General features: G+C 67.6%; 20 protein-coding genes. 11 read left to right on the top strand and 9 right to left on the bottom strand.

Annotation, left to right across the window (positions count from 1 at the left end; all coding sequences use genetic code 11):
• Position 1: 1 nt before the first annotated feature.
• Complete coding sequence (locus F0U63_RS07795) at positions 2 to 757, bottom strand: class I SAM-dependent methyltransferase (RefSeq protein ID WP_395845249.1); 756 nt, start codon at positions 755 to 757, stop codon at positions 2 to 4.
• A gap of 195 nt (positions 758 to 952) precedes the next feature.
• Here F0U63_RS07795 and F0U63_RS07790 point away from each other — a divergent pair, with 195 nt between their 5' ends.
• From F0U63_RS07790 to F0U63_RS07770, 5 genes are all read left to right on the top strand, one after another.
• Entirely contained in the window at positions 953 to 2,773 is a 1,821-nt protein-coding gene (locus F0U63_RS07790; protein ID WP_395845248.1) for a serine/threonine-protein kinase, read from the top strand.
• 71 nt (positions 2,774 to 2,844) lie between these two features.
• On the top strand, positions 2,845 to 6,621 hold the full coding sequence (locus tag F0U63_RS07785; protein ID WP_395845247.1) for a tetratricopeptide repeat protein: 3,777 nt from the start codon (positions 2,845 to 2,847) through the stop codon (positions 6,619 to 6,621).
• A gap of 198 nt (positions 6,622 to 6,819) precedes the next feature.
• Positions 6,820 to 7,938: a glycoside hydrolase family 5 protein gene (locus tag F0U63_RS07780; protein WP_395845246.1), complete on the top strand. Its 1,119-nt coding sequence runs from the start codon at positions 6,820 to 6,822 to the stop codon at positions 7,936 to 7,938.
• A 104-nt stretch (positions 7,939 to 8,042) separates the two neighbouring features.
• Positions 8,043 to 9,137 carry a hypothetical protein gene (locus F0U63_RS07775; protein ID WP_395845245.1) on the top strand — a complete coding sequence of 365 codons (1,095 nt, stop codon included), beginning with the start codon at positions 8,043 to 8,045 and terminating at the stop codon, positions 9,135 to 9,137.
• A 320-nt stretch (positions 9,138 to 9,457) separates the two neighbouring features.
• A complete protein-coding gene (locus F0U63_RS07770) occupies positions 9,458 to 10,024 on the top strand; it encodes a zf-TFIIB domain-containing protein (protein ID WP_395845244.1) in 567 nt (188 codons plus the stop codon).
• A 109-nt stretch (positions 10,025 to 10,133) separates the two neighbouring features.
• Here F0U63_RS07770 and F0U63_RS07765 read toward each other — a convergent pair whose 3' ends face one another.
• On the bottom strand, positions 10,134 to 10,589 hold the full coding sequence (locus F0U63_RS07765; RefSeq protein ID WP_395845243.1) for a hypothetical protein: 456 nt from the start codon (positions 10,587 to 10,589) through the stop codon (positions 10,134 to 10,136).
• Positions 10,590 to 10,726: 137 nt separating this feature from the next.
• Positions 10,727 to 11,125, bottom strand: a complete 399-nt coding sequence (locus tag F0U63_RS07760) for a winged helix-turn-helix transcriptional regulator (RefSeq protein ID WP_395845242.1) — start codon at positions 11,123 to 11,125, stop codon at positions 10,727 to 10,729.
• Between the two features lie 100 nt (positions 11,126 to 11,225).
• Between F0U63_RS07760 and F0U63_RS07755 the strand changes: the two genes are divergently transcribed.
• The 3 genes from F0U63_RS07755 to F0U63_RS07745 all read left to right on the top strand — a co-directional run bounded on the left by F0U63_RS07755 (position 11,226) and on the right by F0U63_RS07745 (position 13,164).
• Positions 11,226 to 12,206, top strand: coding sequence for an MBL fold metallo-hydrolase (locus tag F0U63_RS07755; RefSeq protein WP_395845241.1), 981 nt, complete (start codon positions 11,226 to 11,228; stop codon positions 12,204 to 12,206).
• 162 nt (positions 12,207 to 12,368) lie between these two features.
• Complete coding sequence (locus F0U63_RS07750; protein ID WP_395845240.1) at positions 12,369 to 12,815, top strand: hypothetical protein; 447 nt, start codon at positions 12,369 to 12,371, stop codon at positions 12,813 to 12,815.
• Between the two features lie 79 nt (positions 12,816 to 12,894).
• The gene (locus tag F0U63_RS07745) at positions 12,895 to 13,164 is read left to right on the top strand and encodes a hypothetical protein (protein WP_395845239.1); all 270 of its coding nucleotides are present in this window, start codon (positions 12,895 to 12,897) and stop codon (positions 13,162 to 13,164) included.
• A 17-nt stretch (positions 13,165 to 13,181) separates the two neighbouring features.
• On the opposite strand, the gene F0U63_RS07740 is transcribed toward F0U63_RS07745, so the two are convergent.
• The 3 genes from F0U63_RS07740 to F0U63_RS07730 form a co-directional block, all read right to left on the bottom strand.
• On the bottom strand, positions 13,182 to 14,501 hold the full coding sequence (locus F0U63_RS07740; protein ID WP_395845238.1) for a LuxR C-terminal-related transcriptional regulator: 1,320 nt from the start codon (positions 14,499 to 14,501) through the stop codon (positions 13,182 to 13,184).
• 38 nt (positions 14,502 to 14,539) lie between these two features.
• Positions 14,540 to 14,962: a hypothetical protein gene (locus F0U63_RS07735; protein ID WP_395845237.1), complete on the bottom strand. Its 423-nt coding sequence runs from the start codon at positions 14,960 to 14,962 to the stop codon at positions 14,540 to 14,542.
• 203 nt (positions 14,963 to 15,165) lie between these two features.
• On the bottom strand, positions 15,166 to 15,480 hold the full coding sequence (locus F0U63_RS07730; RefSeq protein ID WP_395848335.1) for a LamG-like jellyroll fold domain-containing protein: 315 nt from the start codon (positions 15,478 to 15,480) through the stop codon (positions 15,166 to 15,168).
• 1,751 nt (positions 15,481 to 17,231) lie between these two features.
• On the opposite strand from F0U63_RS07730, the gene F0U63_RS07725 reads away from it, so the two are divergent.
• Both F0U63_RS07725 and F0U63_RS07720 read left to right on the top strand, forming a co-directional pair.
• On the top strand, positions 17,232 to 18,533 hold the full coding sequence (locus tag F0U63_RS07725) for a glycosyltransferase (RefSeq protein WP_395845236.1): 1,302 nt from the start codon (positions 17,232 to 17,234) through the stop codon (positions 18,531 to 18,533).
• Positions 18,534 to 18,918: 385 nt separating this feature from the next.
• Entirely contained in the window at positions 18,919 to 20,529 is a 1,611-nt protein-coding gene (locus F0U63_RS07720; protein WP_395848334.1) for an invertase recombinase-like protein, read from the top strand.
• A gap of 151 nt (positions 20,530 to 20,680) precedes the next feature.
• On the opposite strand, the gene F0U63_RS07715 is transcribed toward F0U63_RS07720, so the two are convergent.
• From F0U63_RS07715 to F0U63_RS07705, 3 genes are all read right to left on the bottom strand, one after another.
• Entirely contained in the window at positions 20,681 to 21,652 is a 972-nt protein-coding gene (locus tag F0U63_RS07715) for an alpha/beta hydrolase (RefSeq protein WP_395845235.1), read from the bottom strand.
• 88 nt (positions 21,653 to 21,740) lie between these two features.
• On the bottom strand, positions 21,741 to 22,409 hold the full coding sequence (locus F0U63_RS07710; protein WP_395845234.1) for an NAD(P)-dependent oxidoreductase: 669 nt from the start codon (positions 22,407 to 22,409) through the stop codon (positions 21,741 to 21,743).
• Positions 22,410 to 22,476: 67 nt separating this feature from the next.
• Positions 22,477 to 22,950: an AtaL-like protein gene (locus F0U63_RS07705; RefSeq protein WP_395845233.1), complete on the bottom strand. Its 474-nt coding sequence runs from the start codon at positions 22,948 to 22,950 to the stop codon at positions 22,477 to 22,479.
• Between the two features lie 223 nt (positions 22,951 to 23,173).
• Here F0U63_RS07705 and F0U63_RS07700 point away from each other — a divergent pair, with 223 nt between their 5' ends.
• A complete protein-coding gene (locus F0U63_RS07700) occupies positions 23,174 to 24,067 on the top strand; it encodes a LysR family transcriptional regulator (protein ID WP_395845232.1) in 894 nt (297 codons plus the stop codon).
• The last annotated feature ends 51 nt before the right edge of the window (positions 24,068 to 24,118 follow it).

The raw sequence follows: 24,118 nt of genomic DNA, 5'->3' as shown, positions 1-24,118 counted from the left end.
CCTACGGCTTGGAGACGAGGACGAGATCCTCGTCCTGCGTCAGGCGGTACACCCCGTCCGGCTCCCGGCAGCCCTCGGCGTGCTCGCGAATCCTGGCATCGAGCGCGCGCGCTTCGTCCTCGCTCAGGGCGGCGAGCTGCCCGGCGGTGTAGCAGTCCTCGAACACGAAGAAGCGGCAGAGCGTGTACATCTCTTCGAAGGTGGTCGCGGAGAAGCTGTTCTGGGTGTCGGCCACCTCGTACGACAGCTGCTTCTGCTTCAGCACGGCCTTGAGCTGCTCGCTGGAGATCACCGTCTGGGTGAAGTCGCGATGCAGCTCGTAGTTCTGTCCATGGGCCGAGCCGAGCACGAGCAGGCAGTACCCTCCCGGACGCACGAACGAGAGCAGCCGATCGATGAACCCGCCCCATGCGGACACGGGCACGTGGTACAGCACGTGCGAGCAGAGGACGACATCGTACTGCTCGGATGATTGAAGGCTCTCCAGCGTGCCGTGGATGAGCCGAGCCCCCGGGAGATCGAACGCGCCGAGCTGATCCCGATTGGGCTCGAGCAGGGTGAGCGAGCCGAAGTGCGCCGCGAGCCGCCGGGAGACGGTGCCCGGCCCCGCGCCCACATCGAGCAGCGAGGGACGCGCGGGCAGCCGGGAAAGAAGATTCCGCTCGACCCACTGCCCGATGTTCTCGTGGTGCCGGGCCGTCTTGGCGAGCAGGTGGAAGGCGGTGGCGTAGTCCTGGGGCGATAGCGTGATGTTCATGGCGTGAGTTCCTCGGAGGTCAGCCTAACACCCACCACGCGCTCGACCCGGAGCACACGGCATTCCCCGAAACCCATGCGTGTAGGAGAAGGTGACGCCTCCGCGACACCCCTGCCTGCTCCCCTGCTGGCGAGGCGGCCACGGCTTCTGGCGTCCGCGCGCGATCGGTTCTGGTAGCCTACGCGCCCGCCTGCCATGTCCTCGCTCGACGCCACCGCCACTTCCATCAGCCGGACGTTCGATCCGGATCTCATTCCAGGCTACCGGCTGGAGAAACTCGTTGGAGCCGGCGGCATGGGCGAGGTGCACAAGGCCACCCAGCTCTCGCTCGGCCGCACCGTGGCGGTCAAGCTGCTCAGCCAGCAGCTCGCCCAGGACGAGAGCTTCGTCGCGCGCTTCCAGAAGGAGGCCGCGGCGCTCGCCACCCTGCACCACCCGCACATCGTGTCCATCGTCGACAAGGGCAGCACGCCGACGACGTACTACCTCGTGATGGAGTTCGTGGACGGGCCCTCGCTGCGCGAGCGCATGCGCCAGCCGCCCGAGGATCCCTTCGAGCACCTGCGGATCATGATGCAGATCTGCCGGGCCATCGAGTACGCGCACAACCGGGGCGTCATCCACCGCGACCTCAAGCCGGAGAACATCCTCTTCGACATGCAGGCGGGGGATCTGCCCAAGGTGACGGACTTCGGGCTCGCCTCGTTCCTCGAGGACAGCAGCACGCGCTTCGCCCTCACCAGCACGCACGTGGCCATGGGGACGCTGTCCTATATGGCGCCCGAGCAGCGCGTGGACGCGAAGAACGCGGATGGCCGCGCGGACATCTTCGCGCTCGGCCTCATCTTCTACGAGATGCTCGTGGGGGAGCTGCCCGCGGGCCACTATGATCCGCCCTCGCGCCGCAAGCCGGGGGTGGACCCCAAGCTGGACGGCATCATCGACCGGTGCCTCAAGCAGCAGCCCGAGGAGCGCTACCCGAACGTCACCGCGCTCATCCGGGACCTGGAACCGCTCATCCCCCACTACACCACCATCGCGCCGGCGAAGCTCAGCCGCGTGCAGCGCGCCAAGCGGGTGGCGGCGCGCGTGGTGCGCACCTGCCTGCAGGTGGTCGCCACGGTGATGGTGATCGCGTCCGTGGGCATCCTGGGCGTGGCGTGGATGCGCAGCGGGGAGAAGCGCGTGGAGCGCACCCCGGGCGCCGCGCTCACCTCGGACCTCGGACTGCCCGCCGCGCAGTCGCTCGCCGGACGGTTGATGACGGTGGAGGGCGAGACGCGCCGGGTGACGCTCGGGGAAGGCCCCGACAAGCCCTCGGTGCTCGTGTCGGGCCGGCCCGTGGAGCTGGAGGATCGCACGATCGTCTTCCCCTCGGTGAAAGGCCAGTCCCGCGTGGGGCTCATGCGCGTGGACGTGCGCAGCATGCGCGGCAGCCGCGCCCGCTTCTCCGCGCGCGTGGATGCCCGCGACCCCGAGCCCACCCTCGACAACCGCCTGCGCTCCTTCAAGCGCGGGGAGGCGCCGGACCCCGAGGTCGCCCTGCTGCTGCTCGGCAGCACGGGCCGCTACGTGGCCCTGGTGTACAGCGGCGCGGGGGCACCGCTGCGGCTGGAGTGGAACCTCGGCGAGAAGCGCGGAATCATGCTCGGCGAGGATTCGCCCGACGGGCCCGTGCAGCTCTCGCTGGAGGTGGATGAGGAAGGCGTGCTCGTCGCCTCGGTGGGGACCAAGGAGGATCAGCGTCCCATGGGCGAGCCCCTGCACCTGGGGACGGACTGGCAGAGCAGGCGCTTCGGCGACGAGCCCGTGCCGGCCCTCGGCTGCATCGAGGGCAGGTGCCAGGCGGAGAACTTCACCTATCAGGTGTGGCCCGCGCCCAAGCAGTCCACCACCGCCCAGCTCACCCCGCCGCCGCAGGTCTCCCGGCCGCCGCAGGTCTCCCGGCCGGCCGCCGCCCCGGCGAAGCGCGCCCCCCCCAAGACCACTTCCTCGAAGGGCAAGCGCTCGAAATAGAGAAGTGCGCGGCCCTCCGCTGCATGCGGATGTGGCCCGGACCCGGGCTTTGAACTATCCCTGGGTCCTCTATGCGCACGACTCCCCGCGCCCATCTCGCGCTCCTGCTCGTCACCGGCCTCGTGGCCGGCTGTGCCGCTCACTCCCCCGCCTCCTCCGAGGTGCTCGAACGGGCCGCCACGGCGGCGCGCAATGGGGCTTCCGCTTCGCGCACCCTCGCCTTCGCGGGTTTCCACTCCTGGCTGGTGCAAGGGGACGTGGCGGCCGCCCAGGGCCGCTTCGACGAGGCCATCTCCAAGGACCCGGCCGAGCCCTACTCCCTCTACGGCCAGCACCTGCTTGCGCGCCGCGCCGCCCAGCCCCGCCGGGCGCTCGACGCCGCGCTGGCGGTGGTCACCCGGGCGCCCCGTCATCCGCTGGCGGTACCCTCGGCGCGCTACGTGCTGGAGTCGGTGGGTGTCTCGCCCGCGCTGGATGAGGTCATCCTCACCGGCCTGCTCGCCGCGCTCGACGCCGGCGCCGCGGGGGAAGCCGCCCAACTGCTGCGCGCGGCCCAGCTCTCTTTGCTGGCCCTGCGGCCGGACCGGGCCGCCCAGACGCAGGTGCTCCAGGATCTCGGCGCCGCGGACACGGCCACGCTGCTCGGGCCCTTCTCCGCCTGGCACCTGCTCACCTTCGACGAGCCGCTCGCGCCGGAGAAGGACGGCTCGCTCGTGGGCCCCTTCACCGGCCCCTTCGGAGCGCTCGCGCCGCGCATCCTCCACGCGCCCGACAGCCGCCTGGACATCGCGGGTGAGCCGAGCACGGGAGACGTCTACCTGATGGCGGCGGACGTGGAGGTGCCCGAGGCGGGCGTCTACGTGGTGCGCGCCGCGTCCGCCTCCTCGTACAAGCTGATGCTGGATGGGCAGCCCGTGCTCGATCGCCGGGCCTTCGCGCGCGCCGCGTCCACCGTGGCCGCGCGCCCCATGCAGCTCGGCGCGGGCCGGCACCGCGTCCTCGTCAAGCTGCTGCGCGATCAGCGCCAGGCCTCCGTGTCCGTCACACTGTCGCGCGCCGACGGGCGCCCCGCCGCCCTGCGCTACAGCGCCGCCACCGGGCCCGCTCCCGCCCCGTGGGGCAGTGGCCCCAAGGAGGCGCGCGCGGAGCTCGTCTACCCGCGCGCCGAGGACCTGTCCGCGGCGCTCGCGGCCGAGGCCGGTACCCTGCTCGCGGACTTCATCGCGGTGCGCGACGGCATGTCGAGGGATCCGGACGGCTCCTGGCGGCTGATGACGCGCCTGGCGAAGCTCTCGCAGACCCCGGCCGTGCTGTCGCTGCGCGCGGAGCTGGCCGTGCAGGACCGGACCATCCCCAGCAAGGTGGCACGCGGACGCGCGACGCGGGACCTGGAGGCGGTGCTGGCCAAGGACGCGAGCGACGTGGTGGCGCTGATGGTGCGCGCCGAGCTGTCCCTCGGCGACAACCAGCCCACCACGGCGCTGGAGACGCTCAAGACGGCGCGCAAGGCGGCGACTCCCACGGGCTGGCCCGTGCTGCTGATGGAGGCGCGCGCGGCGGTGGCCCTGGAGCTGGACAGCACGGCGGAGGAGAGCCTGGCGGCGGCGCTCCAGGTGCAGCCGGGCCTGTGCGAGGCGCAGGGGCTCCGCTACAACCTGGCCAGGCGCCGGGACGCGGTGGCGCGCACGGATGAGCTGATCACCTCGCTGGAGGGCTGCCCGGGCTCGCTCGGACGAGCGGCCGAGCACGCGCGGATGCGGGGCGACATGGAGCGCACCGCCGCCCTCTACCGGGAGCAGCTCGCGCGCAATCCTGGGGACGGCACCACCGCCCTGTCGCTGGCGGCCGCGCAGGTGGCCCTGCGCCGCTTCGACGACGCCACCGCCACGCTCAAGGAGCTGAGCCTGCTGTGGCCGCGCAACCCCCGGGTGCTGGAGAAGTGGGCGGACGTGCGTGAGCTGGCCGGAGACGCCGCCGGGGCGCTCGCCCTGCGCGAGCAGTCGCTCTTGTTGGCTGGGGACAACCTGTCGCTGCGCCGCGCCGTCACGCGCGCGAAGACGGGGCAGGAGGTGTTGCAGGCGCACGCCATCAACGGGCGCGAGGCCATCCGCGACTACGAGCAGAACCACGGCCCCGAGGACAGCTCCGCCGCCTACGTGCTGGACGCGGCCGCCACCCAGGTCTTCCCCGATGGCTCCCAGGTCAGCCGCATCCACATCATCCAGAAGGCGCTGGAGCAGAGCGGCGTGCAGGAGATCGCGGAAGTGAACCTGCCCGCGGGCGCGCAGCCCCTCGCGGTGCGCACCCTCAAGGCCAATGGCACCGTGCTGGAGCCAGAGAGCATCGAGGGCAAGGACAGCGTCAGCCTGCCGGGCGTGCAGGTAGGCGACTACGTGGAGATGGAGTACCTGGTGGCGGAGCCCTCGCGCGGGCCGGCGCAGCCGGGCTTCAAGGCGTCGGACTTCTACTTCAGCGTGGCGAACATGCCGGACCACCGCGCCACGTACACGGTGGTGGCGCCCAAGGGCACGGGCATGAAGGTGGACGCGCACAACGTCCGGGTGCCGCCGCCCACGGTGAAGGGCGACGAGGAGATCTTCACCCACGAGGTGCGCGGGGTGCCGCCCCTCATCCCCGAGCCGGATGGCCCCTCGAGCAAGGAATACCTGCCCTTCGTGGTGGTGGGCGCGGGCACCACGGGCAATGACAAGCTGGTGGCGGTGTACGCGGACAGCTTCCTGGAGCGGGGCGCGCTCAACTGGGAGCTGGAGGCGTTCGCGCGCGAGGCGGCCGGGGACAAGCGCGGGCTGGAGGCGGCCCAGGCGCTGTACGCGGCGGTGATGAAGCGCTTCAGTGGCCGGGACGCGGGGCTGACGCAGTCGGCGGCGTCCACGGTGGCGCAGGACCGGGGCAGCCGCATGTGGGCGCTCAAGACGGGGCTGGAGACGTTGGGGATTCCCACGCGCCTGGCGGCGGTGCGCACCTTCTCGGTGGATCCGGCGGAGTACCTCTTCCCCGAGGAGTCGCTGCTGCCCTACATCGCGCTGCGCGCGGAGGTGCCGGGCTCGGGGCCGGTGTGGCTGGACACCACCACGCGCTACGCGCCCTTCGGCGTGCTGCCCGAGACGGCGCTGGGCGAGCGTGACGCGTACCTGCTGCCCGAGCCGGGCCGGGCCCTGGAGAAGGTGAAGACGCCGAAGCTCGAGCCGCAGCCGGGCAAGCAGGTGAAGCTGGAGCTGGAGCTGGACGCGAACGGCCACCTCGTGGGCCGCGGCGAGGAGGTCTACACGGGCTACGACGCGGCCCAGCTCGCGGAGGCCTTCGAGGCCATCTCCGGCGACCGCCGGCAGCAGGCCCTCCAGAACGCGGTGGGCCGCTACTTCAACGGGGCGGAGCTGACCGAGCTGAAGTTCGATCGCGAGGAGCAGGTGGGTGCCCCCTTCACGGTGCGCTACGCCTTCAAGGCCGCGAACTTCGCGCGCGCGAGCGGCGGGACGCTGGTGCTGCCGCCCATCACCATGCCCGCGACGCTGGGACGGCAGTACGTGCAGCTGAGCACGCGCACCGTGCCCCTGCTCATCGACGACACCGAGGCGAGCACCACGCGGGTGAGCCTGAAGATGCCCTCGGGCTACCGGCTGGCGGACCCCCAGGCGCAATTGAAGACGGAGAGCCCCTTCGGCCGGCTGCTGCGCACGGAGAAGCAGGAGGGCCACACGCTCACCATCGACGAAACACTGCGCGTGGAACGAGGCCGCATCGCGGTGAAACAGTACGAGGACTTCGCGCACTTCGCGGGCGAAGTGGACCTCATCCAGTCGCGTGATCTGGTGCTCGTGAAGCAATAGCTGGACGGCACCGGCGGCCTACCTGCTCCCTACTGACCTCCTTTTCAATCAATATGTTAAAAACCAAGAAAACGGGGAAAACCCACCTATTGGCAAACCAATGAGTTATCCTGCGCCCGCTTGACGATGAGCCAAGCCGCGCGTGTGTCTGTCTGAAAGACACCCGCGACGACATTGCATCCATCTCGAGAGGCGCGAATGAAGAGGAATCAGGTTTCAGGCGGTAGGGGTCTGAGCGGCGGGTGGGGTCTGTGTCTGGCGGTCCTCCACCTGTCGCTGCTCGGCGGGTGCGGGATCGAGGAGCCCACTCCTCCAGGGGAGCAGCCTCCGGTGGTCGTGGAGCCTGGCCCCACGATCCCCACATCGCCCGCCACACCCACCAACCCCGCTCCGGCCCAGCCCCCCAACCCGGCTCCGGCGCCGCTCGCCTCGCCCGTGGCCACGAATGGCCAGCTCAAGGTGGTGGGCAATCAAATCCAGAACCAGAATGGCGTGGCCGTCCAGCTCAAGGGAATGAGCCTCTTCTGGAGCCAGTGGGGCAGCGCGTTCTACAACGCCTCCGTCGTCAACTCGCTCGCGGACAACTGGAAGGTCACCGTGGTGCGCGCCGCCATGGCCGTGGAGGAAGGCGGCTATCTCACCAATCCGGCGGCGGAGAAGGCCCGGGTGAAGACCGTCGTCGACGCGGCCATCGCCAAGGGCATCTACGTCATCATCGACTGGCATGATCACAGCGCCACGCAACACACCGCGCAGTCCAAGGCGTTCTTCACGGAGATGGCGCAGCTCTACAAGAACACCCCCAACGTCATCTTCGAGATCTTCAACGAGCCGGACAACGAGTCCTGGGGCGAGGTGCGCGCCTACGCCGTGGAAATCATTGGCGCCATCCGCGCCGCCGGCGCTCCCAACCTCGTGGTGGTGGGCACGCCGACCTGGTCGCAGGGAGTGGACGCGGCCGCCAGCAACCCCATCACCCAGTACCCCAACGTGGCCTATACGCTGCACTTCTACGCGGGCACGCACGGGCAATGGCTGCGCGACAGGGCGGCCGCGGCGCTGTCCAGGGGCATCGCCCTGTTCGTGACGGAGTTCGGCACCTGCGACGCGTCCGGCAATGGCAATCTCAACCTCAACGAGAGCCAGCAGTGGATCGACTTCATGAACAGCCGCAAGCTGAGCTGGGCCAACTGGTCGCTGCACGACAAGCCCGAGACGGCCTCCGCGCTCGTCCCCGGCGCGAGCACCACCGGCAACTGGCCTGACTCGGCCCTCACGCCCTCCGGCGCCTTCATCAAGCAGAAGCTGTTGCAGTAATCCGCGACGGGCGGGAGGCCTGAAGCTCCCGGGGCCTCCCGACCGCACCGGCTTGATCCGAAAGAACGCATGGTTCGTGCGTTCCCTCCTGACAGGGTATCCACATGAGAAAAGATACGGCAGCTCGTCAACCCGCCCAAGCTGAAGCCCTCACCCGCACGAAGCCCTCGTTTCACGCCGCTTCGGCCCTCCTCCTCTCCGCCGCCCTGGCCGGCTGCGGCGGCTCGCCCGGCGAGGCGGGCGTCGCGGGCGCGAGTCTGGAGGAAGGCCAGGCGGAGAGCGCGCTCGAACTCCGCAAGGGCTCAGGGGGCGACACCAGCTCCGCCCCCACGCTCGCGTGCGCGCCGCTGTGCAATGGGAGCTGCACCCCTATCGATCTCGCGACCATCAACACCAACGGCGCCATCAATATCGCGCTGACGGACCAGTACGTGTACTACGGCGGCGGCTATGGCTCCGAGGTCAGCAACGACGAGGTAGGCAGGGTCCCCAAGGCCGGCGGCGCGAAGACCGTCCTCATCAATCGGCTCACCTACGTGACCGAGCTCGTGGGAAGCGGCCCCTACGCCTACTTCTCCGGCAGTGGTCCCGGCCTCGGGAGCAAATTGAACAGGGTGAACCCTGACGGCACCATCACCGCGCTGCCGGTCACCGGCGGCTACCCGTCGGGGGTGGCGGTGGACTCGACCCGTATCTACTGGATCGGCAACAATCAATACAACATCTACGCCCAGCCGCTCTCGGGCGGGACCGCTTCCCTGGTCGTCCCTCGTGATCCTGTTTCGGGCGGGCTGCGGACGTCATTGTTCGCGGACGGCGATAGCCTGTACTATCGCGAACTCGGCTCCCTCTCTTCCACCATGAAGGCGCCCAAGTCTGGCGCCGGGGCGCCGATCAAGCTCACTCGTACGAGCTGGTATCTCGACTTCGACGACGCCAACGTCTACTACGCCGCGAGCGGGGTCTACAGAATTCCCAAGAGCGGTGGCACCGCCGTCCAGCTCGCCGCCACGGGGACGAGGGTCGTCGTCGATAGCGAGAGGATCTACTGGCTCGATGGAACAGCCCTCCGGGCGATGTGCAAGGACGGCACCGGCGCCCAGGTCCTGGCGTCCACCGGCGAGTCTTATAACCTCGCCGTGGACAGCACGGGGGTCTACTGGGCTGGCGAGGGCAAGATCCGGAAGATCGCGAAGTAGCCGGACAGGGCACGTCGGTCGCAATGGTGGGCGCGTACGTTCTCGCCGGTGAACTCGCCAGGCACAAGGATGACCTGGCGAGTGGAAGGAGAGAACGGCGCTGCGGATGGCCTCCCCAACTTCGGTGCACTGACGCTGCCGTTCGAGCTCAAGGACTACGAGGAGTTGGTGAGGCAGTCATGAGTGCCTTGAGACCAGACTCGCAGAAGCCCCTGAGAAGATGGGCGCGGCGAGCACGCCCACGACCCCGCCGGGCGGTGACCGCGCTCCCGTGACAGGAGCGGGGGCATTCACGCGGCCCGGGCCATAGAATGCATGGCATGGACCTGGTCCCAAGCAAGCCCCCCGCTCCCACCTGCCCGGAGTGTGGCATTCCGCTGCACGGCCGGCGCACGCGTGAGGGCACCCTGCAGGTGTGTCCCCGGTGCCAGGGCCACTGGGACGCCCGTCCCCAGACGTCCCTCCCCCCCCTGCTCACCCAGGCGCTGGAGCAACGCTCGCGCTGGACCCGCGAGGGGCTCTGCGCCCGGGGTCTGCACGAGTCCCGGCCTCCCGACGAGCACTGTTCCCGCTGCCCCGAGGCCTCCCATCGCTGCCCCTCGTGTGCCGCGCGGCTGTTCCCCAGCGAGCCGCGGGGTCAACCGATCGAGGTGTGTCCGCGCTGTCCGGGCCTGTGGATGAGCGCGAGAGCCTGGGTCGCGTTGCGCCAGGAACCCGCTCCGGCCTCCCTCGCCGTGAACCTGGGCGCCGGGGGCAGCATCCAGCGGGGTCCCTCTCCCTGGCCCCAGCGGGTGGCGGTCCTCGTCGGCCTCGTGGGCTCGGCCGCCGTGTCGGGCGCCTTCGAAGGGCTCCTCCACCTGCTCTGGTCCCTCTTCCGGGGTGGTTGAGTCGACGCATGCCGTCCTTCCACGCTCTGGCGCTCCAGGAGGTGTCAGAGAACTTGTTCCGCTCCCTCGCCGCCTACGAATCGTCTGACACCTCTCAGCGGGCCTCGGTTCAGCCCGTCCGTCCGTAGACGAGCCACTCGGAGTGACGCCGGATGCGAGCGGCCTGCTCGGAGAGCCCCGCGGCCTCCAGTTGTCCGAGGACCCAGTCCAGCGCCGCCGCCATGGAGGGAGCGACGTAGTACGGAGCGGGCATGGGCTTGAGGTGGAAGATGACACTCACGACCAGCCGGATCACGGGCGAGGTAATGAGGAGGCAGGTGCCGAGCCCCACCTGCCGGAAGAGCGACTCATGCTCCCGCAGGAACTGCGCCATGCGCTGGCGTTGCGCGGGCGGAATTCCAGTGAAGGAGCGCATGTCGATGATGCTGACGTACTTCTCCCCGCGCCGGAGGCATGCACTCAACCTGGCCTGGTATTCCTCCTGCTGCTCCGGCGAAGGACTGCCCACGTAGCCCACCAGGAGCAACGGCCACAGAGACTCGTCATCGAAATCAACCCTGCCCATGGTGCTTCCCCGCACTTTGACTGCCCACGGTGCCCCATGCAATGGGGCCCCCGGGGAGGTGCCCTGCACGGCTCGCTCCAGGAGGTGTCAGAGAACTTGTTCCGCTCCCTCGCCGCCTACGAGTCGTCTGATACCTCTCAGCGGCCGACGGTCTTCTTCTCCGCGCGGTCGAATGCGTCGCGGGCCTGCTGGACTTCGGGACGATGGCGCTGGGCCCACAGGGCGAGCTCGGCCACGGGAGCGAGCAGGGTGTGTCCGAAGGGCGTGAGGTCGTAGTCGACGCGCGGCGGATTCGTCGGGGTCACGGTGCGCTTCACCATGCCGTCGCGTTCCAGGCCGCGCAGGGTGAGGGTCAACATGCGCTGCGAGATGCCCTCGATGGCGCGCTTCAACTCACTGAAGCGCTGGGGGCCCTCCCCCAGGATGACAATCAACAGAACGCTCCACTTGTCGCCGATGCGCGTGAGGATCTCACGCGTCGCCAGACAGTCCGCATCGAAGCGCCCGGTAATCTTCCCGTTCCCTGGTGACTTCAATGTGCCTCCTTGTCGAGCGGTGCCCGGAACCGCAACATGCCGCCGCTTCCGAAAAGTAACCAGGAACACGAAAGTAACCAAGTCCTCTCGAGGAACCCCCATGTCCATTCGAACCCGTGTCGTCCTCGCCCTGTCGTCCCTGTTGCTCGCGCCGCTCGTGCGGGCGGAGCCTCCGCCGTCCGCACGGCCCGTCATTCGCGAGGATCAAATCAAGAAGCTCGGTGAGCAGCGGCTTGCGGACCCCCTCGTTCGTGTCGATCAGCTCAAGAAGCTCAGCGCGCACGTGTCCATCATCCCGGACGGTGGCGTCCCCCTGGTCCCCAACGTCGGCTTCATCCTCGGGGACAAGGCGCTGCTCGTGGTGGACACGGGCCTGGGTGCTCGCAACGGGGCCGCGGTGGCCCGGGTGGCGGAGCGGCTCGCCGGCAAGCGCCGCATCTACCTCGTGACCACCCACGCCCATCCCGAGCACGACCTGGGCGCCCAGGCGTTCCCGGCGAACATCACGATGATCCGCTCCGAGGGCGAGGAGAAGGACATCGCGGAGTCTGGCCTCTCCCTGGCGCAGATGTTCTCGCGCATGTCCCCGGTCAACGCCGAGCTGCTCAAGGACGCGCGGTTCCGTGAGGCGGACATCACCTTCCAGGACACGCTGGACCTGGATCTGGGAGCGTTGCGCGTGCGCCTGCTGGCCTTCGGCCCGAACCACACGCGGGGCGACACCGGCGTTTGGATCGAAGCCGACCGGGTGCTCTTCTCCGGCGACGTGGCGATGCAGTACACGGCCGCGTTCGCCAGTCCCTCGTCCACCTTCGCCCACTGGCGCAAGACGCTCGACGAGGTGGAGGCGCTCAAGCCCTCGATCATCGTGCCCAGCCACGGCCCCGTGGGCGGCCTGGAGTTCGTCGCGGGCTACCGGGACTTCTTCACCGCCATCCAGGAGCGCACGGTGGCGGCCAAGAAGGCGGGCCGCACCGAGGATCAGGCCGTGGCGGAGATCACGAAGGACCTGTCCGGCCGCTACCTCGACCCGATGCGCCTGGATTGGGCGATTCGGGCCGCCTACGCGGAATTCAACTGACCGTCCAGGTGCTCGGAGGGGCCCTCCACGAGGTGTCCCCAGGAGGCCCCAGGAGGTGTCAGAGAACTTGTTCCGGCCTACGAGTCGTCCGCCTACGTCGCCGGGACTGGACAGCTCGATGAGGCCGAGGACTACTTCATCCATCAACTGGACCATGCCCCGATGGCCATCGCGCACTTCACCAGCCAAGAGGAAGCCGAGGCCTGGATGAAGAGCGTCGCGGAACCACCGAGCCCGGTCCGCATCCTCATCGGCGATGCGTATTACCAACTCTGGTATACGCGTGAGGACAATACGCGCGGGATGTATCGCGAATATTGCATGGAGCCGGCGCTGGAGGCGCTGACCGCCAGGGGAATCCCCCCGCGGACTCCTTCGTTCGCCACACGCATGGAGGCGGAGGAATGGTTGATGAGCCACCCAGCCAATCCCTATGCCTTCGTGGTCATCGCCGGGGAGCACTACTTCGCGGTGCATCACCCGAGGCTGAAGCGTCACTCCCTCCACCACGTGGCGTCAGCCCTGAAAGACTGGGAGGAACGCAAGAGGGCCGTGGAGCTCGATACAGCCCTGGAGGCCGCGGCTCCGTCAGATGGAGCCGATGAGTAGCTAGACGCACGGCGGCTCGCTGGGCGGGGCCACGGCCCGAAACGGGTGTGTCGTATTCGATATGATAGCGGCGGCCGTTATGGTCGAACTGCCGGTCCGGTCGATTGACTCCCACGCGCTGGCGGTTTTCCACCCGAATCGGGGCCAGGCGTATCCCGTTGACGACTCCAACGGCAGCGCCATCCGCACGGGAATCCGGAGTCAGACCGCCAATTACCAATGTGGAGCCGTGTCGGTCTCCTACGGCGTGCAGACCATCGACAACATCTCCGATGCCCAGGTGGCCGCGTGCGGCGATGCCATCGCGGCCGTCGGAGGGGCCTTGTGCCACAGTCGCCGTGCGGCGTGAACCGCCGGCGTCCCGCCCTACCAACGACTCCGCCTGCTTCTGAGCGGTTCATCCACCCGAGGCCGGGAGGCGCCCCGCGGGCGAGGCGCCTCCCCGGCCTCATTCCCCATCCGCGCCCACAACCCGCCCAGCTCGGCGGTGCTGCCCACCGCCAGCTTCTTCATTGCCCGGGCCCGGTGCTTCTCCACAGTCCCCTCGGAGATGTCCAACTCGGCCGCGACCTGCTTGTTGAGCAGCCCCCGCGCCACGAGCGCGCACACCTCGCGCTCGCGCGGCGTGAGCAGGGAGATGCGCGCCGCGACCGCGCCTGCCTCGTTCGCGCTCGGCGATGGCGGTAATCTCGCGAGCGCGGCGGTCAGCGTGGAACCCCGATGATCGCGGAACGCCTTGTCTATCGAGCGCCCGCTCGCGCCGGTGATCCGGCAGAGCTCGCGCATCGACACCGGGCGGGGCCCGGCGGCCTCGACGTATTCCTCGACCCTGCGGACCGCGCCCATGCCGGCGCTCGGCGTGGGGGTCTGGAGCAGATGGGAGTAGTCGTGCGCCTGGCCCAGGAGGAGCGCGCGCACGACGCTCTCGCCGAGAGGGGCTATGAGCCGCGGATCCTGGAACATCACGGATCCCTTCTCGATCTCTCGTCCCAGGAAGAGGCACATTTGCCGGAGGGACTCGCCGTAGCCGGCTTGGGTGTCCATGGAGAGCGCGAACCGCGGCGGCCCATGCACGGTCTGGCCCGTGAGCGCCTCCAGCTCGGCCTGCAGATGGGCGGGGTCGATGCGCAAGGTGACCGAGCGGACGCCATCCGCCAGCTCCAAGACGAGAGGGTGTCCTGCCGTGAATACGACCGCGCCGCCGTCCTGCGTGATGTCGGCTGCGTCCTTGTGTGAAGCCGCGTGCCCGCTTTTGTCGGTGAGCAAGACCACGACGTAGCTGTCGGGCATGACGCGCATGATGGTCCCACCGCTGCTCCCCCCGCGGGTGAAGACGACGGGGCCCGTGCCGGCGAGGTTGACCCGCCACTCGAAATGCTTTGAGTCCACGGCATCGAGCTTCGACTCACCGTACGTACGGCGGAAGATGTCGCGCGCCTCGTCAAGATGGCGCGTTTCCACGAGCTTGTATGGGCGAGGGCCCGACGAAGAGGTTTCGCTGGTCATGAAGAGCGACGCGAAGTTACGTAATCTCCGGTACGGAGCAAGCTCTGCGTTCACTCTCGGGAAGATTTTGACCTCGCAGGTCGCACCCGGAGCGGGGGCGGGGACGGGCGTATAGGAGGGAGAGGGGACCTGTTGAGGGGAGGGCTGGAACCCAATAGAAAGGCCGGTGCCGAAGCTCATGGCTCTCAGCACCGGCCTACGCTTCTCTTGGTACGGAACTACGTAGCGCCATTACTCCGGACCTGCCAGGACCCACGCTGAAGCTCCAGCGACTTGCACTGCTGAGTAGCGACGTCCCAGGTGAAGGTCAGCTTGTCATTGTCCTTGAGTGCGTAAACGAGATCGACAAAGGCCTGGGGTGGGTTGTTCAGGATACAGATCCCGTCGTTGCCGCTGGTATCCCTGGCATGGCAATACAATCTCTGGGTTGCTGTTCCCAAGGCCGTAAGGTCCACCTTGATCTGGCACTGAATGACGGAGTTCGTATCAGACGAGTTCTGCACGCCAACGAAAGAACCCGCCGCAATAGCCGTGCCCGACGGGGGAATGGAGAGGTAGATCTCAAAATTCGTCTTGCTGCCTGCGACGGCGGCTGTAGACAGAAGGGCAATACAAGCAAAGGCCAGTTTCGCGACGTTCATGTTTCCTCGATGTGGGCTGTGGGCTGTGGGCGAACCATCACAGCGAGTGAATTTTATTTCACTCCCAGAGACCTGTCAAACAAGATCAGTCCAGGCATCCAGCCCAGGCATCCAGAGAAAGTGTCAAAGAGTTCGTTCTGACACCTCTCTTCCCGCAGGCGGGCCCACAGAAGCAGAGCCTCTCCTTGGCCGCGGCGATAATGTCACTTCACCGAGCCCGTCAGGGCGGCCTGGTACCAACGAACGTCGTCGATGATGCCCGCGAAGAATGAATTCGAGCCAGTCGACAACGGAGTATGCTTGGCCCTGATTTGGATGGGATCCATCTCGACATCGGTGTTCGCGATGTTGTTGGCTGTGATCGCCACCGTGCCGTCGGCCTCCCCGTCCACGAAGAGGCGGAGCAGTTGCGCGGACGTGTCACGAACGTAGGCCACATGATGGTACTGGCCGTCGTTGATCGTCTTCGTCCCGGTCACGTAGGTGGCCACATTGGAACTCCCGCGAATCGACCCCATGAGCTTGCCCGTCACCGCGTGGAAGGTAATGCCGGGGAGCATTCTGTGGAGGGGTGGGTTTCCACCCCTTGCAAGGCGGGCCGAAGTATGGGGAGGGGGAATGGAGCGCTGCTCGCGTCTTGCCGATCAGGCCCCAACCCGTCGGCCGCATGGCATGGGCACGAAGGAAACGGGCCTGCGCGGTAGCTTCCATTCCGCCCGCATCTCGCACTTTCCGCAGGCTGGAGTACCATCTGGTCCGCGTGGATGGTGTCCGCTACGAGCCCATCTACACGGGGAGGGGATGTGGCGAGGAGTCGCTCATCTTCCGGGCCACGTTCAAGGCTGGTCGCGTCGCCGAGGCCTTCACCGACGGTCGTGAGCGTCAGTACCCCGTCGACCACGTTCGTGGCGTGGTGCGCGAGTTCGGGAAGAGAGTGATCTGGTCGGACTGGACATACCACCGTGAGCGGTACTTCCCCCGCCTCCGGCCCAGCCACCCAGGAGGACGTCGCGAATCAGTGGAAGTGAAGCCCCCGCGCTCGGGTGATACCCATCAACGGCCCTTCTCGGGCCTTGCCGCGCGGGGCTCGCCTCTTGCCGCCTCGGCTCTACCCACGCTTGGGGGACTTCCGGCGGAACAAGGCATCGGCTCGAAAAGGTGTCAGACGATTTGTACGGACGATTTGTAAGCGACCCCCTTCCCGGCTCGTTCACGGGACAAGCCAATCCTCGGGGCGCGTGCCGTGAGGGCCCAGCACCCGCCTACCCGGCCCGAGGCAACCCGCGACCGTTGGGGCATGCCTCCACGAGCCAGGCGCTGCGAGAGTTGCGTGAGCCCCTCGGAGAGCGAATCCGAGGGCACGGCCAATGTCGGATGGACGAGCAGGGACGAGCGAAGCCGGTTGCCGGGCGCCCCGCGCTCCTCACAGCCCGAGCGACGAGGGCGGGGGTTTGGCGGCGCTGAAGGTGGGCGAGTAGCACTTGCCCTGGTGCTCGTAGAGCACGTCCGGGCACGGGGCCTTCAACTCGTGAGGCATCCAGCAGGCACCGACCAACTCGACCTCGGCGTAGCGATGGCAGGGAGGGCGCCTCTGTCCCTTGAATGGCTCGCGCGGCAGCGGACGGGCGAGTACGGATTGCCCCGCGTCCGGGAGGGTTGCACCGCTTCTCCACTGGCCCGGCGCACAGCCCTGACAGCACCCATCCGCGGCCTTCCTCTCCCCCTCCGCTCCAGCCCGCCCCCCTCCACAGGGCCCCCATCCCTCCTATACGCCTTCGTAGTCCCGAGCATGTGTCATCCCCCGCGGAGGCGACGTTGCAAACCATACGCGGAGGGAACGAACGTAGTTCTCGTGGTCGCCATTGAGACGATCAGCGCTTGCCGTGACGTTTTCGCTGGGCGGCCTTGGAGGAGCGCCCTGAGAAGGTGTCCCTGAGAAGGTGTCAGACAATTTGTACGGGACGATTCGTAAGAAACTCCAGGAGGTGTCAGAGAACTTGTTCCGCTCCCTCGCCGCCTACGAGTCGTCTGACACCTCTCAGGGGGACACCTCTCAGGGGCCTTGGTGTACATGGGGCCGAGACACCGCCCCCCCCTCCCCCCCCGCTCGGGCCCTTCTTCCAATTCTCTCATAAGCCGAATATCGCCAAATATCGCAACTTCGAATTGCGGTGAGTGAAATCCAATTCTATTCATCATCGCAACTTGGAGTTGCGGTCCATCGCGTGTGCGGAGGGGACCGTTTGCGACTTCTTGGGGGAGAACGACCATGGCATCCACGAATGATGTTTCCCGGAGACCCGCGACCTTCCTGCTGGCGAGCTCGGGGGCGCCGGGGCATCTGCTTCGCGTCCTGGACCTCGCGCAGCAGCTCACCGCTCGGGGCAACCGGGTGCTGTTCAAGGCGAAGGCGAGCCTGGCGGCCGATGTGAAGGCCGTCGGCGCGGAGCACCTGCCTCATGAGCGGATGCTCGACGTCCAGGACATTGGCGATCTCGCCCAGCTCACGAGTCTGCCGCCCTGGATGCCGTCGGTCCCCTTCGGCATCACGATGTTCCGGGGCATCGGCCAGGCGAACAACGTCCAGCTCGCGCGAGAGCTGGAGCCTGTCTTGAAGCGCGAGAAGGTGGACTGCGTGGTCCACGACTTCTTCGAGCTGGGCGCGGCCTGGGCCGCCGAGCGCGCCGGCATTCCCTGGGCGAGCGCCGGGAACATGGGGACGGTCCTCACGGCGGATGAGCTGCCGCTGATCTTCAGCACGATGCCGTCCATGAAGCCCTTCTTCCGGTTCCCCGCGCTGACGCACCTGCTGATGGGCCAGCTGATGCCGTTGAACGAGGCGAGGGCCCAGCTCGGTCTGTCCCCCTATCGTGGCCGCTCGGCGCACCTCGTCCAGGCCGCGGCCTCGCCCAAGCTCCACATCATCATGGGCCACCGGGGACTCGCCGGGAGCATTCCGCTGCGCGACAACCAGCTCTTCGTCGGGCCGACGACCGCCAACAGCTCCACGAGCCGCAAGGAAGCGCCGCGCATCGAGCCCGGGACCGTGGTCGTCAGCACGACGACGACCCATGCGGACAATGGCTTGTTCCGGCGCGTGTTGGAGGCGGTCGCGCCCATGAACGTCCCCGTGCTCGCCACGGCCGCGGGGGCCTCGGATGTTCCCTCCGGGCTCGGCTCCCACATCCGCATCGAGCGCTACGTTCCCCACGACGAGGTATTCCCCAAGGCCCGGGCGTTGATCACCCACGGGGGTTGGGGCGCGGTGGGCCGCGCCCTGTACACGGGTCTGCCCATGCTGGTCATCCCCCTCGTTGGAGACCAGACCCTCAACGCGTCGCTGGTCGAGCGCGCGGGGCTCGGGCGCTACCTGCCCCTGGAGAAGGCGACCCCCGAGCGGATCCGCTCCGAGTTGCAGGCGCTCCTGGCCGACGAGTCGCTGCGGGCCCGCGCCCGGAAGGTCTCCTCGGAGATTCAGCAGCTCAAGAGCGGGCAGGTCGCCGCGCGCGCCCTCGAGAAGCTGGCCTTCGAGGGGAACGTGGACGTCGAGAGCATTTCCGCCGCGGCCTAGACCCCTCCCCCCATCCCTCTTCTGGGAGGGCAAGCCAGGCAATTGACGAGGCTTGCGATGCTGGCTCCCAGAACTTCTCCGGCAGGAAGGTCATCGCGTCGCCGATAACGACCAGTGCCAGTATTCCGTGGTGGCCCGCCGCGAGCAGTTCCGGCTGGGCCCCCTCTTCGTCCGCCAGCAGCCAGGGCCAGGTCGTCGCCCGGTACCCCTTCCCCGAGGAGCAACTCCGCGACTCGGGCACGCTCCGCCACCCGGGGCGGCGTGGGCCATGTGCATTCCTCCGACATTGAATTAGTTCAGGCTTATCGGAGATGCTAGGCAGGACTCGTTCCTTGGAAGCTGGAGGTTTGCTGTGAAGTTGTTCCGATTGTGCCTGACGTCGCTGATGGTCCTGCTGACCGCCTGCGGTGATTCGACGGATCCAGAAGGGCCCCCTGATTCCGGTCAGTCACGACCGGACGCGGGCACGCAGCAGCCGGACGCTGGCACCGAGGTGCCGGATTCAGGCACGGAGCCTCCGGACTCCGGGACGGAGACGCCCGACTCGGGCACGGAGCCTCCAGACTCGGGCACCGAGGTTCCGGATGCGGGCGCCGAGACGCCTGATTCGGGGACCGAGACGCCGGACTCGGGCACGGAGACACCCGATGCGGGCTCCGACGCCGGGACGAGCGTCCTCGACAACTGGAGCTTCGAGGAATGGCCCGGCGCGCTTCCCTCCCAGTGGCTGGGCAGCCAGTCGAACTTCACCAGCGACGCGGTGCAGAAGGTGACGACGAATCCCTACCAGGGCCTCAACGCGGTCCGGCTGATCAATGACACGGGCACGCACAAGCGCTTCACCACCGTCGCCAGGTCCATGCCCGCTGGCCGCTACTCCTGCACCTACCAGGTGCGGGGCGCTGGTGAGATCCGCAACGCCTTCTTCAGCACCGATTACTCCTCGTACTCGAGCTACACCACGGTCGAGACCCAGGACTGGACCCGGGTGTCTTACTCCTTCAACCTCGCCAACCCCGTCTACGACACCTTCGAGTTCATCTTCAGCCTCCGGAACACCCGGGGCGACCACCTGCTCATCGACGACGTGCGCTGCGCCCGCGCCCCGGAGCCGTGTGACATGGTCAGCTGCCAGTCCTGGGAGCGCTGCGTGAACGCCACCGCGACCTGTGAGCCGCTCTCCGGCCGCTGCGACAACGCCACCCAGTGCAGCGAGTGGCAGAGCTGCGATGCGTCCCACACGTGCGTGACCGCGGCGGACCGCTGCGTCCGCCACGCGGATTGCGCCGGCACTCCGCGGACGCCCGTCTGTGATACCGCCTCGCACCGCTGCGTGGAAGGTGACCCCTGCGCGGGCGTCGTCTGCAACAACCCGGCGACGAGCTGCAACCCCACGACGGGCGTGTGCGAGCTGTCCCCTGGGGCCTGCTTCACCACCTACGACTGCCGCGGCGACCTGCCCGCCTGTGACCCGGCGACCCGTCGCTGTGTCTCCGCCGAGCACCCCGCGAACATCATCCGCAACGGCGGCTTCGAGAACTGGAGCAACACGCCCATTCCGTACCACGGCACCCCGTACATTCCCGACTACTGGTACGGGTTGGACAACGGCGTCGCGGATCCGGGCTCGGAGATCAAGCCCTCGCGCCTCGTGCCCTACACGCAGGCGGTGCACGGTGGCTCGCGTGCGCTCCAGTTCGTCGTCCCCATCCAGATCGCCGAACGCTTCACGCTCCAGAAGTTCAACGTGCCGACCGGCAACTACTCCTGCTCGTACCGGGTGAGAGGCCACGGCACCATCCGCCACCGCATCTACTCGAGCGCCGGCTGGAGCCCTCAGACGGACTTCATCACGGTGGACAGCGATACCTGGGAGCCGGTGTTCTTCCGCTTCACCGGCAACGTGCGTGACTGGCGCCTGTTCTTCTACCCCGGCCGCAGCGTGGCGGACCGCGACCACCTCCAGGTGGACGACGTGGTCTGCACGAAGGACTAGCACGACTGCGCCAGGGCCCGGAGGGGTGAGCCGAAGAGGCCAGGGGCGCACGGGACGAGGTCTGGCACCTCCGGTGGCATGTGGGGCACCGGGGCTCCTCGTTAGGAGTGGGCTCGGCTCAGAGCGGCGGATTGCAGGTGACTCCGCACTTTCACTCGCTGCGCGTGTGGTTTCCTTTTGCCCGGGCCAGCCACTCCATGCGCTCGTGCCGGGCGCTATTGGACAACAGCCCGGCGAGGAATCTCCCGATGTCCTCCAGTGCCTCGGCGGCCGCATGTAGCATCGTGAAACTCGAGGGAAAAACGTGAGTCATTCCCTCCCAGACGTGGACCTCGCAACTCCGTCCGGCTTGTTCGGCCTTTCGCGCGAACCGCAGCGAATCATCCAGCAACACCTCGGCGTCGCCCACATGGATGCGCACCGGTGGCAGCATCGAGAAATCGCCATCCAGCGTGGCCAGCCGCGGATCCTCCACACGATGTCCGCCGAGATAGGTCGCCGCGGCTTCAGCGAGCGTCGCTCTGGACAAAAGGGGGTCTTCCTCCGCGCGAGAGGCCATGGATTCTCCGGAGACGGACAGGTCGATCCACGGCGACATCGCGACGACGCCGAGGATCCGCTCGGATTTCGCCGTGCCGTCCGTCAGGAACGAGAGCGCGAGACCGGCGCCGGCGGAATCACCGCAGAGCGCGATACGCTCGTAGCCACGGGCCAACAGGCCTTCATGAAGCGCGCGGATATCGTTCGTCGCGGCGGGAAACGGCCGTTCCGGAGCAAGCGCATAGTCCGCGACGAATGCCGCGGCGCCCGCCCGCTCGGCGATGTGCCCGACGAAGTTCCGGTAGGCCGCCGCCGAACCGATCACATAGCCGCCGCCGTGCAGGTACAGAACGACAGCCGTGTCGTCCGCATGCTTGGGACGGCACCACCAGCCTGGTACGCCGCCCACCTCTCCCTGCTCGAAGCGGACCGTCTCGGGTGGGGGCGTGCGGGCGATGATCTCGTCGAACGCGGCGCGACTCGCGGGCTCGAACTTGAGCTTCGGCGCCCCGGCGAACATGGCGCGCATCGCCCGCAGGGCCTGCGCGTCCGATGAACTGATTTCGTGCTTGATGACAGACATGTGGGTCTCCATTCCTGCAATCTTGGCCGCTGCTCCCGTGGTCACTCGCAGAGAGGGACCACGGGGCTGATGGCTCGCTGAGTTGCTTTCACCAGGTGATCAACGGGGAGCGATGCACCCAGGTGTCGTCGCGCACCTGGTCCAAAGCAAACCTCGCGACGTCTGCTCGCGAGATGGATCCACCATGGAAGCTGGAGAGATCCGTGAGCGCGCGGATCGTGTCGCGGCCGGGCTTGCTGGTCAGAACGGAGGGGCGAACGAGCACCCAGTCGAGCCCGCTGTCCCTGACGATGGCCTCCTGCCGATTCTTGTCGTCGTACACCTTGCGCAAGAGGAGCGGGAAGATCAGGTTGTCGAAAAGAAAGCCGCCGTGCCCAGCACTGTCACCGGCGCCAATCCCCGTGATGCAGACCAGACGTGAGACCTGCTCGCTCTTCATCGCGCTCACGAGCGCCCGCGTCGCGGTCGAGAGAAGTGTCACCTCGCGGAACGGGCTCGCCGGTGTGCCGAGGACACTGACGACGGCGTCCCGGCCCTTGAGCGCCTGGCGCAAGGCCATCTCGTCGCGGGCGTCTCCGACGATGAGCGTCGCCCCCTTGAGCCCACTCGCCTTCTCGGCTGAGCGCACGAGCGCGGTGACGTCGTACCCTCGCGCCACGGCCTGGCTGACGATCAGGCGGCCGGTGCCGCCGGTCGCGCCAAGGACCAGTATCTTCGGTTGGGGTGTCCGGATGTTGTCGGTTACGGAATCTCGCATGGTAGCTACCTCGGAAAGAGGGACGCCTCCTGGGAGGCAGTCCCGTCGTTCATGTCCCTGGTGATGATCAGAGCCGGCCCTCCGCGAGCAGGCCGCGGGTCCGTTTCAGCGTTGACAGCAAGGCGCTCTTGTAGCCCTTGTCGCTGTTCATCCATTCTTGTTCGGCCTGCTCTTCGGGGCCGTTCGGCTTCTTGCCGCGCAGGCCGAGATAGCAATAGAACCGAAGTTGAAGCGCGCCGGCTTCGTCCTCGAACAACTCGTTGATGATCGCGCCTTCGCGTGGACCGGTGACCTGGAAGAAGGTCACCTTGCTCTCCGGCTCGAAGGTGATGATCTCGCGCAAATCATCGCCTGCGATCGTGGCTTCACGCACGATGTGCGTCACGCGCTCCTCCACGACCTCGCAACGGGTGCAGACGTTGGGCGGGAGAAACAGGCGGGCGTCGCGGGCCTTGAGGACCAGGCCTTTCCATGCCTGCGCGCGGGTCAGTGGGGTCTCACCCTCCGGATTCACCGGAACAGTGGCGGTTGAATAGATCATGATGGAATTCCTTGTTGTTGGGGTTGTGTATGGCCTGTGCCGTCAGGCCGAGGCCGCGCTCTTGGAGGCTGTGCCGGTTGCGCCGGTAACGAGGAGGGTCATGGGGCTCACTCCGGGTTCGAGTCAGAAGACACCGTGTAAATTAGCGATCCACGCGTGGGCCGACAGATGGTATCTTTGGACGGACCGTCTCACTGGTGGAACGGTCTCCCGGGTGGAACGAATGGATCTGCTTGCCCTCGCTGATTTCAATCTCGTCGCCCGGCACGGAGGGTTCGGACGAGCCGCACGCGCCGCTGGGCGCCCGAAGGCGACCCTGTCCCGCCGGGTCGCGGAACTGGAGGCCAGCCTCGACCTGCGCCTGTTCGAGCGCGGGGCGCGCACACTGAAGCTCACCGAGGAAGGACGGGCGCTCTTCGAGCGAGCGGGGGCATTGCTTACCGAGCTCGACGAGACCGCGGCGGCGATCGCTTCGGGTGGGGAAAAGCCGCGAGGCAGGTTGCGGATCAGCGCGCCGCTGCTCTTTTCGCAGACCGCGATGGGTAAGCTCGCGGCCGGCTTCGCGCTGAAATATCCGGAGGTCCGGCTTGAGATCACGACGGAAGATCGGGCCGTCGACATTGTAGAGGAAGGTTATGACCTGGTGATCCGGGTCAATCCGGATCCAGATGAAAGCCTTGTCGGACGAATCCTTCTGCGCGATCGGCTGGTGGTCGTCGCGAGCCCGGGCCTCGCTCGACCGGCGGCCAATGTCGCTGTTCCGGCTGTGGTGCGGGGGGCGGGCGACCGGACCGCGGGCTGGGATGTCAGGGTGCCCACTGGAAGATCACGCATCGCGATAGAGCCAGTCCTTCACCTGTCATCGCTCATCATGGTCCGCGATGCTGTCCGAGCGGGCGTCGGCGCCGGACGCCTTCCCGTGTCACTCGTCAGTCACGATCTGGCTGCCGGCACGCTGGTGCATTGGGGTGATGCAGAAGGGCCAGACATCGCCCTGTGGACGCTCTATCCATCGCGGCGGCTGCTGAGCGCTCGTGTATCCGCCTTCCTCGACTATTTGAAGGAAGCTTTTCCCATGGGAACGCCTGACGAGCTGGCGGCCTATATCGGGACGTAAGACGGGTATCGATCGGGCTCTGCCGGCCTTCGTGCGGAACAAAGGCCGAAG

It is taken from the genome of Cystobacter fuscus, from assembly GCF_044360685.1.
Taxonomy (GTDB): domain Bacteria; phylum Myxococcota; class Myxococcia; order Myxococcales; family Myxococcaceae; genus Cystobacter; species Cystobacter fuscus_C.
Note: the sequence above shows the minus strand (reverse complement) of the source record. Positions and strands in the feature narration are given on the sequence as shown.